Origin of the sequence: Streptomyces sp. NPDC048473 (assembly GCF_043200155.1) — a bacterium.
Lineage (GTDB): Bacteria > Actinomycetota > Actinomycetes > Streptomycetales > Streptomycetaceae > Streptomyces.
In genome coordinates this window covers 54,815-71,072 of record NZ_JBICXE010000024.1, presented here as the reverse complement: position 1 = coordinate 71,072, position 16,258 = coordinate 54,815, and the positions used below count along the sequence as shown (strand labels likewise).

Genomic DNA, 16,258 nt, shown 5'->3' with positions numbered 1-16,258 from the left:
CAGTTTAACGAGCAGTCCGGAAACGCCCCGCCGATATCACATGGTGAGATGTCCCGCTCAATACGTGATCATCGGCGCACCGTCCCGAACTGCTCGTACGGGGCTGCTGCCCATCGATCGTGCCCTTACTCCCGTATGTGGGCCGGCCCACACGCACGGCGGGCCGGGTCCATGATTCACGAGCCGCCCACCTCCAGCGTGGACCGGAACCGCACGGTCCGCCCTTCGGAGGCCCCCGCCGGGGCGCGGACAGGCTGCGCCGCGCGCCGCCGGCGTCCCTGCGATAAGCGGTCGACGCCTCAACCCCCCGTCCCTAGGCTCGCGTTCATGTCAATCACGTTGAACGACGCAGTGCGCAATCTCCTGGACGAACCCGTACCCGCCGTCCTCGCCACCGTGAACCCCGACGGCAGTCCGCAGACGTCCGTGGTCTGGGTCGCCAGGGACGACAACGACGATCTGCTCATCTCGACCGCCGACGGCCGGCGGAAGGTGCGGAATCTGCGCCGTGACCCCCGGGCCAGCCTGACCGTGTACGACCCGAAGGACCCGCTGCAGTACGTCGAGCTGCGCGGCGTGGCCACGATTGCCGAGGATCCCGGGCGCGAGCTGGCCGTCCGGCTGGCGGTGGAGTACGAGGGGGCGGAGGCCGCCGAGGAGTTCCGGCTGCTTCCGCCGGAGGTCGTGCGGGTGGTCGTCCGGATCACACCCGAGCACGCGGTGGGCACTGCCACCGAGCAGACAACGTGACACCGGGACGTCGAGTGTCACGTTGCCGCGCGGGGTGAGCGGGCGCCCTGCAACCGGCGCGGGGCGCTACTGCACCGGCCGCAGGCCCAGCGGTCCCGCGATCTCCTCGGCCATCACCCGGCCCGCCTCCTCGGCCAGCTCGTCGTCGACGGTCTCCGAGTCCGTGTCCAGGCCGTCCAGCTCCTGGAGGGGCTGGTTGAGGCGGATGTGGGCGATCAGGGACTGCAGAGCGCGCAGCGTGGCGGAGGCGGTGGAACCCCAGTTGGAGAAGTAGGAGAACTGCCACCACCACAGGGCCTCGGTCGTGCGGTCCTCTTCGTAGTGGGCCAGGCCGTGGCGCAGGTCGGTGACCAGGTCGGCCAGGTCGTCGGAGATACGGGCCGGGACCGGGGCCTTGCGGGGCTCGTACGGGTCGAAGACCTCGGAGTAGACGTCGATCGGCTCCAGCAGGGCGGCGAACCGCTCGCGCAGGCCGTCGGCGTCCGGTTCCGCGCCCAGATCGGGCTCGTAGCGCTCGTCGGGGACGATGTCCTCGTACGCGCCGAGCCTGCCGCCCGCCAGCAGCAGCTGGGAGATCTGGAGCAGCAGTACGGGGACGGCCTCCTCCGGCTCCTCGACCTTGGACACCTCGGTGACCGCGACGATGAACGTCTTGATCTGGTCGGCGATCTGGACGGCGAAATCGTCCGGGTCCTGCTTGACGGAGTTCAGCGTGGCGTCAGACATCGAGGGGACCTCCCGTGGGCACGGTCGCGAACGGTGAGTAGAACATAGCGTCGCTGAACGTAAAGCCTTCGTGAGTCGCGCGTACAGTCACCGCGAGAACATCGGGCGACGTAAAAACAGACGTAGAACCAGACGCGAAAACATCAGACATCGAGCAGGCGCCTCCCCTCGAAGGCGCGGCCCAGGGTGACCTCGTCCGCGTACTCCAGGTCGCCGCCCACCGGCAGGCCGCTGGCCAGTCTGGTGACCCGCAGGCCCATCGGCTTGATCATCCGCGCCAGGTACGTCGCGGTGGCCTCGCCCTCCAGGTTGGGGTCGGTCGCCAGGATCAGCTCCGTGATCGACCCGTCGGCGAGACGGGCGAGCAGCTCACGGATGCGCAGATCGTCGGGGCCGACGCCCTCGATCGGGCTGATCGCGCCGCCGAGCACGTGGTAGCGGCCCCGGAACTCACGGGTCCGCTCGACCGCGACGACATCCTTCGGCTCCTCGACCACACAGATGACCGTCTGGTCGCGGCGCGCGTCCCGGCAGATGTTGCACTGCTCCTGCTGGGCTACATTGCCGCAGACCGAGCAGAACCGGACCTTGTCCTTGACCTCCAGGAGGGCATGGGCAAGGCGGCGCACATCGGTCGGCTCGGCCTGCAGGATGTGGAAAGCGATCCGCTGCGCGCTCTTGGGACCGACGCCGGGCAGCCTGCCCAACTCGTCGATGAGGTCCTGAACCACGCCTTCGTACAACGGAACGCCTTCCTGGATGAGCTATGAATCCAACTTACGAGTTCGGATCGCCGGGCAGAAGAGCCGGACGGGATCAGCAGGCTCAGAAGGGGAGGCCGGGCATGCCGCCCAGGCCCTGGGCCAGCGGGCCCAGCTTCTGCTGCTGAAGCTGCTGCGCGTTCTCGTTCGCTGCCTGGACTGCGGCGACGACGAGGTCCGCGAGCGTCTCGGTGTCCTCCGGGTCGACGGCCTTGGGGTCGATCACCAGAGCACGGAGCTCTCCGGAGCCGGTCACGGTCGCCTTCACCAGACCGCCACCCGCCTGACCCTCGACCTCGGTCCTGGCCAATTCCTCCTGGGCCGCGGCGAGATCCTGCTGCATCTTCTGGGCCTGCTGCAGCAGCTGCTGCATATTGGGCTGACCACCACCGGGAATCACGGTCACTCCTGGCAATTCGACGACAAAAAGCTTCGGTACGCCGAGCCTACGTGGTCACCGCGCAGCGCGCCCCACCCACTGGCGAGCAACTCTTTCGAGTGAGTTTCTGTCAGCGTCGGCGAGAGTCCTATACCTGATCACAGGCCCTGCGCACCCGGGAATACCGCGATATCGACCCCACGGCCCACCATTCGGCGGTAGGAAGGGCATGCGCGTCAGGACACACAGGCGCACCGCTCGTCACGCAAGGTTATGTACGCGGGACAGTCGGCCACGCCGGAGAGCAGTGATCAGCCCACCGTCGAACACACCGCCACACATCAGGCGTCGCTACGCAGAATGCAGAGGAGTACCCCGGTGAGTCAGCCGGAGATGCAGCCCGAAGGGTCGCCCCGCAACGAGCCCGGTTCGGCCGGCTCGGCCGGTCCCTCCGGTTCGGGCTCCGGCGCACGCGGCCGGGATGCGCGGGGCCGGGATCTGACCGGTACGCCGTTCCCGCTCGGCGACTGGGGCGAACCCGCCGAACGCCTCGACGAGCTGTACCGCTGGGTCGAGGCCGATGCGCTGCACACCGCCGACTGGTATCTGCGCGACCGGGTGTGGAAGCGGCGCGGGGCCAGGTCGCTGCGGATCGGTACGGCGGCCGGGGCGGTCGCGGGCGCCGCGCTGCCGTTGCTCGATCTCACCGGGGCGCTGGGCGGGGCGGCAGGCTGGGGTTATCTGTCGCTGCTGCTGGGCGCCGCGTGCATGGCGTGCGACCGGTACTTCGGCCTGACCTCGGGCTGGATAAGAAACCTCGCCACCGCCCAGGCCGTGCAGCGGCGCCTTCAGGTGCTGCAGTTCGACTGGGCGTCGGAGTGCGTACGGGAAGTGCTCGGCCCGACCGAGGGCACGGCCAGCGAGGCCGCCGAGCGGTGTCTGGGGGTGCTGCGGCGGTTCTCGGAGGACATCACGGAGCTCGTACGGACCGAGACCGCGGACTGGATGGTGGAGTTCCGGGCCGGGCCCGCGCCGATGGGGATGCAGGCGCTGTCGTCGGGCAGCGGGGGCGGCGGGCGTACGGACCAGGGGGCGTCGCCGGGACGGTTCCCGATGCAGACGATGGCCCGGCCGAACATGCCGCGGCAGCGGCCCCCGGAGTCCCCCCGGTGATCCCACCGCGGTGACACCGGAGGCACCCGACCGCCCCGGTACCGGTACGCGCACCCGGTGCGCATACCGGTATCTGCTTCAGCTGAAGATGATCATGGAGCCTTGGGCGAGGCTGCGGGTGGCCGCCGCGTGCAGGCCCAGCCAGACGTGCCGCTCACGGGCGAACGGACTGTCGTCGTACGGAATCGGGCCCGCCGGTTCCTCCAGGGAGGTCGGTGCGGCGGGGGGCAGCGGGGCGGCCGGCGGGTTCGCCGGGTCGATGCCGATGGACGGGGCGACGAACTCCAGCTCCCGCAGCAGCCCGTGCGCGGAGCCGAGCGGGCCGCCGCCCTCCAGCAGGTCGTCGTTGGAGAGCGGGGCGGCGAAGTCCAGCGGGACGTACGCCCCCGCGTGGTCGTAGTGCCAGACCAGGTGGGACTGCTGGGCCGTCGCCTCGAACATCTCCAGCAGCTGCTCGTAGTCCCCGCCCAGTTCGTCGACGGGCGTGACGGCGAGGCCGCTGAGCTGGAGCAGATAGGCGCGGCGCAGGAAGTGCAGGGCGTCGTAGTCGAAGCCCGCGACCGGGGCGACGTCGCCGGTCAGGCCCGGCATGTAGGCGTACACGGGGACGGGCGGCAGTCCGGCCTGTCCCAGCGCCGCGTCGTAGACGGCTATCTCTTCGGCGAACGGGTTGTCGGGGCTGTGGCACAGCACATCGACGAGGGGGACCAGCCACAGGTCACAGGCCACGAAGTCTCGCTCTCCCACGGGTGCACATCGGAATATTCACAACGGTCGGGACAGCGTAATGCGGTGGGCTCGTTGCGCACAGTGGCCGACGGTTACGGGTATACGGGCAGGGGTCGCCGGCCTTGGCCGGTGACCTCGGTCAGCGCTTCGGGGGCTGTGGCTCCGACGGCGCTGCGGGGGCCTGGGCCTGCCCGGCCGGCTGTGGGCCGTGGCCCGGGTGCGCGGGGTTTCCGGCCGCGAGCCGGTCCGCCCAGTTCAGCGCGTGTGCGTTGTAGTCGTCCATCACCGCGCGCACCGCGTCGTGGTCGCCGAGCGAGATCGCCGCGACCAGTTCCGGATGGCCGTGCCAGAGCCATTCCCGGGCGCCCACGTCATGGCGCAGATACGGCACCGCGAACACCCAGGCCTGAACGCGCAGCCGGTGCAGGAAATCGTTGATGTACGTATTGGCCACGAGCACGCCCAGTTCACGCCAGAAACGCAGGTCGTAGCCGATGAGGATGTCGAGGTCACCGCCCTGCGCCGCCCGTGCGGCCTCCTGGGCTCTGCGGCGTACGGAGACCAGGCAGTCCCGGTACGCCACCTTCTGCGCGGACGACAGCGTGGGCCCGCAGAACATGCCACGGATGACTCCGTCGATGACCAGGGTGCGGGCCTCGACCATCGACCGGTAGTCGGCGACGGTGAACTCACGTACCCGGAAACCGCGATGCTGATCCGATTCGAGCAGGCCCTGCGCGGAGAGATCGAAGAGCGCCTCGCGTACCGGCGTCGCCGAGACACCGTACTGCTCGGCGATCTGCTTGACCGTGAACTCCAGTCCCGGTTGCAGACGTCCGGCAAGCACTTCGTCACGCAGCGCGTCCGCGATCTGCTGCCGCAGCGTACTGCGGGTCACAGCTCCGCTCGCGCGCATGGCGCCCCTTCCCTTTTTCGGCTTGGGTCACCTTAAGCCAGGGGCGCCGTGCCCGGATCCGGGCAGGGGAGGGGCGCCGTGCTGCTGCCCGTACTGATGGGCCGCGCGGGTGCGCGCTACGCGGTGTACTCGTCCGCGACCGACAGTGCCACGTCGAGCGCCGCGAGGCCCTCCTTGGCCTCGGCCTCGGTGACGTTGCAGGCCGGAACGGCGTGGGTGCGGTTCATGTTGATGAAGGGCCACAGGCCGTTCTTCTTCGCCGCCGCGCCGAAGGCCGCCATGGCCGCGTTGGCCTCGCCCGCCGCGTTGTACGGGACCAGCGGCTCGCGGGTCTCCTTGTTGCGGACCAGGTCCAGCGCCCAGAACGCGCCGAGGCCACGGACCTCGCCGACCGACGGGTGGCGCTCGGCAAGCTCGCGCAGGCCGGGGCCGAGGACCGTCTCGCCGATGTGGGCGGCGTTCTCGATGACCTTCTCGTCCTCCATCACATGAACGGTGGCGACAGCGGCCGCGCAGGCCAGCGGGTGACCGGAGTACGTCAGTCCGCCCGGGTAGGCGCGGGTCTCGAAGGTGGCGGCGATCTCGGCGGAGATGGCGACACCGCCGAGCGGTACGTAACCGGAGTTGACGCCCTTGGCGAAGGTCATCAGGTCCGGCACCACGTCGAAGTGGTCGGCGGCGAACCACTTGCCGGTGCGCCCGAAGCCGGCCATCACCTCGTCGAGGATGAAGACGATGCCGTACCGGTCGCAGATCTCGCGTACGCCCGCGAGATAGCCGGGCGGCGGCGTCATGATGCCCGCCGTGCCGGGGATCGTCTCCAGGATGATCGCGGCGATGGTGGCGGGGCCCTCGAAGGCGAGGGTGTCCTCCAGGTGCTGGAGCGCGCGGGCGCACTCCTCGGCCTCGGTCTCGGCGTGGAACGGCGAGCGGTAGAGGAACGGTGCCCAGAACCGGACGACGCCCGCCGAACCGTTGTCGGACGGCCAGCGGCGCGGGTCGCCGGTCAGGTTGATCGCGGTGGAGGTGGCGCCGTGGTAAGAGCGGTAGGCGGAGAGCACCTTCGTACGGCCGGTGTGCAGCCGGGCCATCCGGACGGCGTTCTCGACGGCCTCCGCGCCGCCGTTGGTGAAGAAGATCTTGTCCAGGTCACCGGGGGTGCGCTCGGCGATGAGGCGTGCGGCCTCGGAGCGTGCCTCGATCGCGAACGCGGGGGCGAAGGTGGCGAGCTTGCCCGCCTGCTCCTGGATCGCGGCGACGACGGTGGGGTGCTGGTAGCCGATGTTGGTGTAGACGAGACCGCTGGTGAAGTCCAGGTAGCGGTTGCCGTCGTAGTCCCAGAAGTACGCCCCCTCGGCGCCGGCGACGGCGAGCGGGTCGATCAGGCCCTGGGCGGACCAGGAGTGGAACACGTGCGCGCGGTCGGCGGCCTTCACGGCCGCACCGGCAGCGGGGTCGACATGCGGGGCATGAGGGGCATGAGGGGTCATGCGGTGAGCGTAGGTCGCACCGGGAGCGGCCCGACATGGCCACCTTGTATGGCGTGGGGCGCTTTGGTGGGCAGGGTGTCGGGTCGGGAACCGGGGCCGTCCGGTGGCCGTCTCTGTCCTCAAGCGCCGGGCGGCCCGGATTTGGCGCCCGGCCGGGCATTTCCAGCCTGTCCGGGGTTTGAGGACGGAACCGGAAGTGGAAGCGCCGGGCACCCCACGGACGAGCGTGAGATAACCAGCCCGTCCGGCGATTGAGGACAGAGCCGGAGGTGGGACCGGGACGCCCCACGGACGGGCCCGAAAACCCGACCCCGCCGGGGCCCGCCGCTATTCTCGACGCGTTCCGGCGTATCGCCGCACGGGGGAGGACGCATCACCATGGAAAAGCTCGGGCCCACCGACCCACAACGCATCGGCGCCTACCGCCTGCTGGGCCGGCTCGGCGCAGGCGGCATGGGCCAGGTCTATCTGGCCCGCTCCGACCGCGGCCGCACCGTGGCGATCAAGCTGGTACGCGGCGAGCTCGCCGAACAGCAGGAGTTCCGCGACCGCTTCCGCCAGGAGGTGCGCGCCGCCCGCCAGGTCGGCTCCGCCTGGACCGCCCCCGTGCTGGACGCCGACACGGAGGCCGCCGTGCCCTGGGTCGCGACCGGATACGTCGCCGGGCCCTCCCTCCAGGCCACCGTCTCCGGCCGCGCGGGCGCCCCCGTGGGTCCGGCCTCCGGTGCGTACGGCCCGCTGCCCGAGCGTTCGGTTCACATCCTGGGCGCCGGTCTCACCCACGCCCTCCAGGCCATCCACGCCGCCGGGCTCATCCATCGCGACCTCAAGCCCTCCAACATCCTGCTGACGATCGACGGACCGCGCGTCATCGACTTCGGTATAGCCCGGGCACTCGACACCGTCGCCGAAGGCGGCGGTCTCACCCGCACCGGAGCCCTCGTCGGTTCGCCCGGCTTCATGGCGCCCGAGCAGGTGCGGGGCGAGCGGGTCACCACGGCGTGCGACGTGTTCTGTCTCGGCTCGGTGCTGGCGTACGCGTCGACCGGCCGGCTTCCGTTCGGGGCGTCCGACAGCGGTGTGCATGCGCAGATGTTCCGGATCGCGCAGGAGGACCCGGACCTGACCGGCGTCCCGGTGGACCTCGTCGAACTGATCAGGGACTGCCTGCACAAGGACCCGGCCGCCCGTCCGACGACGGACGCGATCCTGGAGCGCCTGGCCGACGGCGACACGACGGAGCCCTGGCTCCCGGGCGCACTCATCGCCCAACTCGGCCGCCACGCCGTGGAACTGCTGGACTCCGAGGACCCGGAGGAGGCCGCCAAGCCGGAGCCCGTCGCCCAGAAGGAACCCGCAGCCCCCGCGGCACCCACCGACCGGCCCGCCCCCGAGGCGCCCGGCGCCGTCCATGCGCTCCCCACGACGGCCGGCATCCCGACGACACCCGCCCCCGCACCCGCACCGCCCCACGGGCCGCCCGCACCCGCACCCGCACCGCCCCACGGGCCGCCCTCCCCCGCGTACGCACCACCCCACGGGCCGCCCTCCCCCGCGTACGGCTATCCGCAGCTGCCCGCCCAGCCGCACCCCGGCCAGGCCTTCGGCCCCCAGCAGAACTACGCCGGGTACGGATATCCGCAGCAGCAGCCACACCAGCAACAGCCCGGCTTCGGCGCCACACCCCCGTACGGCCCCCTCTACCCCGCCGCCCCGCACCCCGAGCCCGAACCCGCCCGCCGCGGAAAGGGTTCGACCATCGCCCTCGTCGCGATCGCCGTGCTCGTCGCCATCGGCGCGGGCGGCTCCGTCTACGCCCTCATGAGCGGCAGCGGGCCGGCGCCCAACCCGTCCCCCACCGTCTCGCCGTCCCCGTCCCCCACGGACTCCCCCGTCACCGACGATCCGTCGTCCCCGGACCCGGCCCCCTCCCCCTCCGACGAACAGAAGAACAGCGACGGCCCCGTACCCGCCGACTACCTCGGCACCTGGTCGGGCTCCATCGACAACGCCTCAGGCCACTCCACCCGGGAACTCGCCATCCAGCAGGGCACGGTCGGCCAGACCGTCCTCACCCTCACCGCGGACGGCCCGCTCGACGGCGGCGGCTCCTACCACTGCGTCTTCCAGGCGGACCTGACCGCGGAGCCGTCCCCGACCGGCCCAGTGGAGGTCGGCCCCTCCACGGTCGTCGTCGGTGAACCCATGTCGTCCTGCACCGCGGGCAAGGCCACCACGCTCACCCTGCTCCCGGACGGCTCCCTGCGCCGCGAGAACACGGACAGCGGCGAGCAGCTCACGTACACCAAGGCCGACTGATCAGCACAGCAGCGCGGACGCCGCGTTCAGCAGCAACAGGGTGTGGACGAACCTGTCGGGTGCCGTCGGCGGAAAGTGCCATTCCAGCGGCCATGTACGGCCGGCCAGGGCGGGGATCGGTACGTAACTGATCCGGCCCACCGCCGCGTTCAGCGGAGTCGCCGCCGCCGGCCAGGACTTGCGTACGGTGCTTCCGGCCGGGACCAGGAAGTACACCGCCCGCCGCCCGTTCGCCTCGGTGACGACGGGCCCCGGCTCGCCGCCGGTGATCGCCTCCATCAGGAGGGCGAGCTGCCGCCCTTCGTCACCGTCCACGCGGACGGCGTCGAATTGGACGCCTGCTTTGCGGAGTTGAAATCCCGAAGCCGGAATCCACTCAAGGTTCAGTTCACTTTTCGGCGCATTCACGGGACCAGTCTGGCCCCGGTTGGCTAGCGTTTCCCTTGACTGACGAGGGGCGTCGCACACCCGTTGACCTGCGCGAACTCCCCTGAACCTCAGTTGAGTTCGGCGGGGCCGGGTAGTGACCGGTTGAGACCGGTTGAGTCGAAAAGGGATCGCAATGGCGCGAGCGGAAAACAAGGAAACGGCGAGTCCGACGGCAAAGCTGGTGGCCGACGTCGCCAAAAAGGCCCGCATCCGGAAGAAGTTGACCCAGGAGCAGCTCGGCAAGGAAATCGGGTTCTCTGCGGCGGCCGTGAGCGCTATGGAGACGTGCGCGCAGCCCGCCAGCGACGAAATGCTGGTGGGGCTGGAACGGGTACTCGGGGACGGCATGGGCTTGTTCGAGCAGGCGAGGATCTACATGCGGATGGAGGCGTATCCGCCGCAGTTCAAGCCCCACGTTCCTCTTGAGCAGGCGGCACTGAGCCTCCATCTGTACTCGATGCCGATTGTGCATGGCCTCTTCCAGACGGAGGACTACGCGCGGGCTCTGATCAGCGGCAGCTACCCTCCGCTGTCGGAACAGCGAGTGGAACAACTGGTGGAAGGTCGCATGGTTCGCAAGGTGCTGTTCGACCGGGAGCCGCTGCCCATGATCGAGTTGATCCTCGAAGAGTCGGTGCTCACCCGGGTCATCGGCAATGCGTCCACCATGCGGGCACAGATGCGGTACCTCGCGGAGTGTGCCCGCCGCCGCAATGTCACGCTCAACGTGCTGACTCTGGACTGCGGAAAGTTCGGAGAGTACGCAGGTGATCGTGGCGGAATGACCCTGGTGGAAACTCCGGAACACGAGCACCTCGTCTACCTGGAGCCCCAGGACGAGAGTCTGCTGATCAGCGACCCGGGGAAGGTCAGTACATATGCCCAGCGCTATGCGAAGATCCGGTCACAGGCCATGGGTCCTCATGAATCACTGGACCTCATCGAGCAGTTGGCAGGAGTAGAGGAATGAGCAACACCCTGCGGTGGTTCAAGTCCAGCTACAGCAACGCCAGCGGCGGCGACTGCATCGAGGTCGCCTTCGACTGGCGCAAGTCCTCGTACAGCAGCGGCAGCGGCGGCGAGTGCATCGAGGTCGCCGCCTGCCGCCACGCCGTCCACGTCCGTGACTCCAAGGTGCCCGAGGGGCCCACCTTCGCGGTCGCCCCCGACGCCTGGTCGACGTTCCTCACCTGGGCGAACTGACGATTGGCGGGGTCGGGGACGTCCCGGCCCCGCAAATGTGTACGAGATGTGGACGTCATGCCATACCCTGCGATCCGGGCCGCACCCCTCTCTCATCTCCGGGTGCCACGCGGCCCTCTCTTACCGTGGGGGTAGACATCATTTTGCGTACGCGCAGAATCTCGACCGCGACCTCGGTCGCGGTCCTCTTCAGCTCAGTGGTTCTGGTCGGCGGTGCGGCCAATCCGGCCGCTGCCGACTCCAGCAAGATCCTTCCCGCCGCGTCCGTCGGCGACATCGTCGCGGACGGTGTGCACCAGCGGGTCTTCATCAGTGACCCGACCGGCGGCAAGGTCCTCGTCACCGACTACAGCGGTGCGGTCGTCGCCACGATCCCGTCGCTGCCGGGCGTGACCGGCCTCGAACTGTCCGCCGACTCCGGCACGCTGTACGCCGGTGTGCGCGAGGCCGACGCCATCGCGGCGATCGACACCTCCGCCCTGGTGGAGTCCGCCCGGTACGCGACCGGCACGGGCACCCACCCCGCCTATCCGGCGCTGGCCGGCGGCAAGCTCTGGTTCGGCTACGGGGCCGCGGCCGAGGGCAACATCGGCTCGCTCGACCTGTCGGGCGCCGAGCCGGCCGTCACCCTGGACCAGGAACCGAACCGCACCTGGTACGCGGCACCGACCCTGGCCTCGACACCCGGTGCGCCGGGCACACTGGCGGCCGGTATCGAGGGCCAGAGTCCGGCGACCGTGGCCGTGTACGACGTGGCCTCGGGTACGGCCACGCGGACCGCGGCCGTGTCCACCGACGGCAGCAACCTGAACGACCTCGCGCTGAGCCCGGACGGCAAGCAGCTCGTGGTGGCCAGTGGGTATCCCTACCACCACCAGGTCTACCGGACCTCGGACCTCACCGAGGACACCAACTACCCTTCCGGCTCGTACCCGGACGCCGTGGACATCGCGCCGGACGGCACGGTCGCCGCGGGCATCGACGGCTCCTACACCCCGGACGTGTACGTCTACCGGCAGGGCACCACCAAGCCGATCCGGACGTACGACTTCCCCAACACCGGGAACAGCAGCGGCTCGGACCTCCTGGTGCCCGCCGGCCTGGCCTGGGCACCGGACACCAGCCGGCTCTTCGCGGTCACCGAGAACAGCAACGGCGTCCGCTCGCTGCGGGTGCTCACCGACGCCGTCAAGTCCGCGACCACGGTCACGGTCAGCGCCCCGGCGAAGTCGGCGCTCGGCAAGAAGCTCACCGTCACCGGCAGGGTGAAGTCCGAGGGTGCGTTCCCGGCGGGCGCCAGGGCCACGGTGACGCGCACCGACATCGAGTCGCCCAAGGGCAAGACGCTTCCCGCGGTGACGCTGAAGTCGGACGGCAGCTTCTCCTTCGCCGACACCCCGACCGCGGGCGGCCAGGTCACCTACAAGGTGTCGTACGCGGGCGACGCCGCCCACTCCGCGGCGTCGGGTTCCGACAAGGTCGCCGTCCCCCGGACGGTCCCCTCGCTGACGCTGAACCACAACAAGGCGCTGTACTCCTACGGCACCGACGTCTCGTTCACCGCGCACCTCGGCAAGACGTACAAGAACCGCACCGTCGAGCTGTGGGTGGACCCGTTCGGTGCGGACAAGCCGAAGAAGCTGGTGAAGACCGGCAAGGTCAACTCCAAGGGCAATCTGTCCACCACGGTCGACATGACCCGGGACACCACCGTCACCGCCGTCTTCAAGGGCGACGGCCGGTACGCGTCGAAGACGGTCACGTCCACGGCGTACGCCAAGGTGAAGGTCTCGACCTCCGTCTCCAAGCAGTACAAGACGGCCAAGATCGGCTCCACGTCGTACGCGTACTTCCACAAGAAGACCAACCCGGTCTTCAGCACGACGATGAGCTACTACAAGAACCGGTCCCACAAGCTGTCCCTGCAGTTCTACTACCAGGGCAAGTGGTACGACGCGGGCTCGCAGTACTTCAAGCTCGGCACCAACGGCAAGTCCATCGTGACGCTCACCGGCACCCATGACACGGGCTACCGCATGCGCATCCGTGCCTCGTACGTGAACGACACGTCGGGCGACACCGTGAACTCGACCACCAGCGGCGCCTGGAAGTACTTCATCTTCACGAAGTAACCGGGCGGGCAGGCAGACGAGCGAGCAGGACAGATGCGGGGCCGGGCAGATGCCCGGCCCCGCACCTCTGCCCTCACCCTCCGCCCGCCCGCACGGTCGGCCCGACAACTCACGCAGCCGGCCCGCCTGCCGTTCAGCCGTAGCGCGCGGGTTCCTGCGGTGCTCCGGGTCCTCGAACGAGAGGATGCGATCCTCCCGAGCGGGGCGGGTACGGGCCCAGCCGCCTCAGACCAGCGGCCTGGCCGACATCAGCAGATGCTGGTGAGCGGGGTGCGATGCATCCTCCGCCCCGTCCTCCCCCGACGCCCGCCCGGTGACCATCGCGCGCCGGCCCGGGCCCATCAGGTCGAACCGGACCACGGGTGCGTCGAACGAGGCCAGGGCGTCCATGAGGTACGTGGGGTTGAAGGCGACCGTCAGCTCATCGGTGCCGTCGAGCACGGCAGGCAGACGCTGGGAGGCGACATCGTCCTCGTAACCCGCCTGCAGAAGCACCGAGTCACCGGAGAACGTCAGCTGGAGCGGGCTGCCGCCCTCCGCGACCACGGCGACGCGCTTGACGGCCTCGACCAGGGGCGCCAGGTCCGTGACCGCAGAGACGGGGTCCACCATCGAGAACAGCTTGTCGTGGCGGGGCAGCCGGCCGTCGAGCAGACGCACCGTGGTGCGCATCCCGGCCAGTTCGAAACCGACCGAACCGCCGTCCAGCGCGAGTTGGACCATTTCGGCCCGGCCGAAGGAGCGGGCGATCTCGGCCAGCCTGCGGGCGGAGACCACGACATCGGCCGAGACACCGTCCTTCCCGGGCTTCCACGGGAGCTTGCGTACGGCGAACCGGTAGCGGTCCGTGGCGGCGAGCGTCATCGTGTCGCCGTCGAGCGCCAGCCGGATACCGGTCAGGGTCGGCAGCGTGTCGTCCCGGCCCGCCGCCACCGTCACATGGGCGACGGCTGCGGCGAACTCCTCCGCGTCCACCGCACCGAGCACCTCCGGCAGCGACGGCAACGCCGGATAGTCGTCGAACGGCAGCACCGAGAGCCCGAACCGGGCACTGTCACTCGCCAGCGAGAACCGTGAGCCCTCGACCGCGCACTCCACCGCCCCCTCGGGCAGCACCCGGCAGACATCGAGCAGCCGGCGGCCCATGACCAGCGCTTTCCCGGCCCGTACGGTCTCCGCCTCCACCTCGATGCACGCGGACGCCTCGTAGTCGAGGCCCGAGGTACGCAGCCGGCCGTCGGCCGCCTCCAACAACAGCCCGCCCAGCACGGGAACGGGCGACCGCGTGGGCAGCACCCGGGCCGCCCAGGCCACGGCGTCGGTCAGTGCGCTGCGCTCAATGCGGAACTCCATGGCGGCGGCCTCTCCCGGTCGTCTCTGATCGCGGTCGTGATCGTGAGCCGACACTAGGGGCCACCACTGACAACGGGGGCAAAGAAAGACGGTCGCGGGCCGACGACAGCGGCCACCCCCGTGCGCCGCGGCCGTCGTCCCCGTGCCCCTCCCCCGAAGGGCCCCGCAACCGTGTTCGGACTCTAGGACTTCGGGGTACGCGACAGAAAGATTCAGTTCGCACTGTGTGGGCCGTCAGGGGTATCAGTCCGCACAGCCAGACCGGTACGCTGCACTCCGGTTTTTTTGGCAGGTGCGCAGGGGTGCAGCGGCGTGGAAGCGGAGGATGCGTGCACGCGCGGGAACGGGCCGACGACGTACTGCGGATGTACCGGCTGGCCCGATCCGGCGGATCGCAGGAGCTCCTGCGCTGGGTGTCCGGCCGGGCGGCGGGCTGGGCCGGACTGCTCGACGGTGACGGCACCGTACTGCACGGCGTGGCACGGCCCCCGGACCGTACGGGCTCGGACGCCGCTGCGCTGGCCACCGAGGGCGTGAAGGAACTGGCGTCACTGGGCGCACACTCCTTCTCTTTCGACAGGGGGCCGCACACCGTGCTGCTGTTCCCGCTGGACGGCCCGCCGAACGTCTCTCCCCCGGTCCTGGCCGTCGTCGCCCCGCGCCCCCTGCCGGACGGACTCGTCACGCTTCTGTCCGACGTGGCGATGCCTCTCACCATGTGCTGGGCCGCGGAGACCGTGGAGCGCAAGCGACGCCGCGTGGACCTCGCCGAGTCCCGCGGCCGGGAAGCGGTGCTGCATCTGCTCATGACCGGCCAGCTGTCCATCGCGCATCAGGTGGCCGGTGCGCTGAAGCCCACGCTCCCCGACCCCGTCCGGGTGTACGTCGTGGAGTGCGCGGGCGGCCGCCGGGACGAGGTGGCGCGGATCTGCGCGGAGCTCTCCGGCGGCCGGTCCTGGATCGTGCGGTGCCCGGTGTACGCGCGCCATCTGATCCTCGTCGTGCCGGCGGATCCGGACGCGGCCGGACAGCAGCTCGGCCTGCGGGTCGCCGACGTGGTCGACGAGTGTGTCGTGGGGGCGAGCGAGGACGTACCGCTGTCCGACACGGCGACCGGGTACCGCCAGGCGTTCCACGCCCTGGCCGTGGCCCGCGGACTGCCCGCCCGGCATGCCTGCTTCGGCTCGGCGCCGGAGGCCGCCCTGGTCGTCGGTGCGGCCGGCGCGCAGTGGGCGGATGCGCTGCTGAACCCGTTGCTCACACATCTGCCGCGACGCAGCCATGACCCGGGCAGCCAGGAACTCGCGGCGACCCTCGCCTCCTGGCTCGCGTTCTCCTCGCATGCGACCCAGCATCTGAAGATCCACCGGAACACCCTGACGGCACGGCTCCGGCTGATCGGCGAACTGCTCGGCCTCGACCTGAACCGGGTCGCCGACCAGGCCGCCCTCGACCTGGCCCTGCGCATCCGTGCCACGCCCACCGTGCCCCGGACGGTCCGCCCGGACGGGGCGACGCCAGCGCCGCCCCACCGGCTGGACGACATCCTGCGCGGCCCGGCCGTCCGGGAATGGGCGGCCCAGCAGCTGCGCCCGCTCACCGCGTCCGGCGCTTCCCGGACCGCCGCCGACCCGCGGACAACTCTCCGTATCTGGCTGGAGCGCGAGGCACAACTGGGACCGACGGCTGCCGCGTTGGGCATTTCGGTGCCGGGGGCCCGCAAACGCCTCACGCGACTTGAGTCGATTTTTCAGCGTTCGCTGCTGCGGACGCCGAGTGCTCGTTACGACCTGTGGCTGGCCTTCCGGGCCCTGGACGTCGCGGGATGAAACCGGAACGGGGGCGTGTCCGGCCGGGGCCGGGCACGCCCCCGTCGGGTGGGGGGAGCTGCTGATCTG

General features: G+C 70.2%; 15 protein-coding genes. 7 read left to right on the top strand and 8 right to left on the bottom strand.

Translation table 11 applies throughout. The features are described 5' to 3' along the window. Nucleotides 1-327 precede the first annotated feature (327 nt). Nucleotides 328-750, top strand: coding sequence for a PPOX class F420-dependent oxidoreductase (locus ACGFU7_RS30925; RefSeq protein WP_393700134.1), 423 nt, complete (start codon nucleotides 328-330; stop codon nucleotides 748-750). 66 nt (nucleotides 751-816) lie between these two features. On the opposite strand, the gene ACGFU7_RS30920 is transcribed toward ACGFU7_RS30925, so the two are convergent. The 3 genes from ACGFU7_RS30920 to ACGFU7_RS30910 form a co-directional block, all read right to left on the bottom strand. Next, nucleotides 817-1,476, bottom strand: a complete 660-nt coding sequence (locus tag ACGFU7_RS30920) for a DUF5063 domain-containing protein (protein WP_393700132.1) — start codon at nucleotides 1,474-1,476, stop codon at nucleotides 817-819. A 143-nt stretch (nucleotides 1,477-1,619) separates the two neighbouring features. Beyond that, nucleotides 1,620-2,219, bottom strand: a complete 600-nt coding sequence (gene recR / locus ACGFU7_RS30915) for a recombination mediator RecR (protein ID WP_266747096.1) — start codon at nucleotides 2,217-2,219, stop codon at nucleotides 1,620-1,622. An 82-nt stretch (nucleotides 2,220-2,301) separates the two neighbouring features. Then, the gene (locus ACGFU7_RS30910) at nucleotides 2,302-2,637 is read right to left on the bottom strand and encodes a YbaB/EbfC family nucleoid-associated protein (RefSeq protein WP_266365457.1); all 336 of its coding nucleotides are present in this window, start codon (nucleotides 2,635-2,637) and stop codon (nucleotides 2,302-2,304) included. Between the two features lie 357 nt (nucleotides 2,638-2,994). Between ACGFU7_RS30910 and ACGFU7_RS30905 the strand changes: the two genes are divergently transcribed. Continuing rightward, nucleotides 2,995-3,789 carry an SLATT domain-containing protein gene (locus ACGFU7_RS30905; RefSeq protein WP_393700130.1) on the top strand — a complete coding sequence of 265 codons (795 nt, stop codon included), beginning with the start codon at nucleotides 2,995-2,997 and terminating at the stop codon, nucleotides 3,787-3,789. Nucleotides 3,790-3,867: 78 nt separating this feature from the next. Here the strand turns inward: ACGFU7_RS30905 and ACGFU7_RS30900 are convergent, their stop codons facing one another. The 3 genes from ACGFU7_RS30900 to ACGFU7_RS30890 form a co-directional block, all read right to left on the bottom strand. Next, nucleotides 3,868-4,518 carry a hypothetical protein gene (locus ACGFU7_RS30900; RefSeq protein ID WP_393700229.1) on the bottom strand — a complete coding sequence of 217 codons (651 nt, stop codon included), beginning with the start codon at nucleotides 4,516-4,518 and terminating at the stop codon, nucleotides 3,868-3,870. A gap of 139 nt (nucleotides 4,519-4,657) precedes the next feature. Further along, complete coding sequence (locus ACGFU7_RS30895) at nucleotides 4,658-5,434, bottom strand: GntR family transcriptional regulator (protein ID WP_393700128.1); 777 nt, start codon at nucleotides 5,432-5,434, stop codon at nucleotides 4,658-4,660. A 116-nt stretch (nucleotides 5,435-5,550) separates the two neighbouring features. Further along, nucleotides 5,551-6,924 (bottom strand): aspartate aminotransferase family protein, encoded by a 1,374-nt coding sequence (locus ACGFU7_RS30890; protein ID WP_393700127.1) that lies wholly within the window; start codon nucleotides 6,922-6,924, stop codon nucleotides 5,551-5,553. A gap of 378 nt (nucleotides 6,925-7,302) precedes the next feature. Here ACGFU7_RS30890 and ACGFU7_RS30885 point away from each other — a divergent pair, with 378 nt between their 5' ends. Next, nucleotides 7,303-9,243, top strand: a complete 1,941-nt coding sequence (locus tag ACGFU7_RS30885) for a serine/threonine-protein kinase (protein ID WP_393700125.1) — start codon at nucleotides 7,303-7,305, stop codon at nucleotides 9,241-9,243. Here the strand turns inward: ACGFU7_RS30885 and ACGFU7_RS30880 are convergent, their stop codons facing one another. After that, entirely contained in the window at nucleotides 9,244-9,630 is a 387-nt protein-coding gene (locus ACGFU7_RS30880) for a hypothetical protein (protein ID WP_393700227.1), read from the bottom strand. Between the two features lie 175 nt (nucleotides 9,631-9,805). Here ACGFU7_RS30880 and ACGFU7_RS30875 point away from each other — a divergent pair, with 175 nt between their 5' ends. From ACGFU7_RS30875 to ACGFU7_RS30865, 3 genes are all read left to right on the top strand, one after another. Further along, nucleotides 9,806-10,642, top strand: a complete 837-nt coding sequence (locus tag ACGFU7_RS30875) for a Scr1 family TA system antitoxin-like transcriptional regulator (RefSeq protein WP_393700123.1) — start codon at nucleotides 9,806-9,808, stop codon at nucleotides 10,640-10,642. Then, a complete protein-coding gene (locus tag ACGFU7_RS30870) occupies nucleotides 10,639-10,875 on the top strand; it encodes a DUF397 domain-containing protein (protein ID WP_393700122.1) in 237 nt (78 codons plus the stop codon). Before ACGFU7_RS30875 ends, ACGFU7_RS30870 begins: the two co-directional genes overlap by 4 nt. Before the next feature lie 143 nt (nucleotides 10,876-11,018). Beyond that, nucleotides 11,019-13,007 carry a YncE family protein gene (locus ACGFU7_RS30865; protein WP_393700120.1) on the top strand — a complete coding sequence of 663 codons (1,989 nt, stop codon included), beginning with the start codon at nucleotides 11,019-11,021 and terminating at the stop codon, nucleotides 13,005-13,007. 225 nt (nucleotides 13,008-13,232) lie between these two features. Here the strand turns inward: ACGFU7_RS30865 and dnaN are convergent, their stop codons facing one another. Further along, on the bottom strand, nucleotides 13,233-14,360 hold the full coding sequence (dnaN, locus tag ACGFU7_RS30860) for a DNA polymerase III subunit beta (protein WP_393700119.1): 1,128 nt from the start codon (nucleotides 14,358-14,360) through the stop codon (nucleotides 13,233-13,235). A 365-nt stretch (nucleotides 14,361-14,725) separates the two neighbouring features. Between dnaN and ACGFU7_RS30855 the strand changes: the two genes are divergently transcribed. Beyond that, on the top strand, nucleotides 14,726-16,189 hold the full coding sequence (locus ACGFU7_RS30855) for a helix-turn-helix domain-containing protein (protein ID WP_393700226.1): 1,464 nt from the start codon (nucleotides 14,726-14,728) through the stop codon (nucleotides 16,187-16,189). Nucleotides 16,190-16,258: the final 69 nt, after the last annotated feature.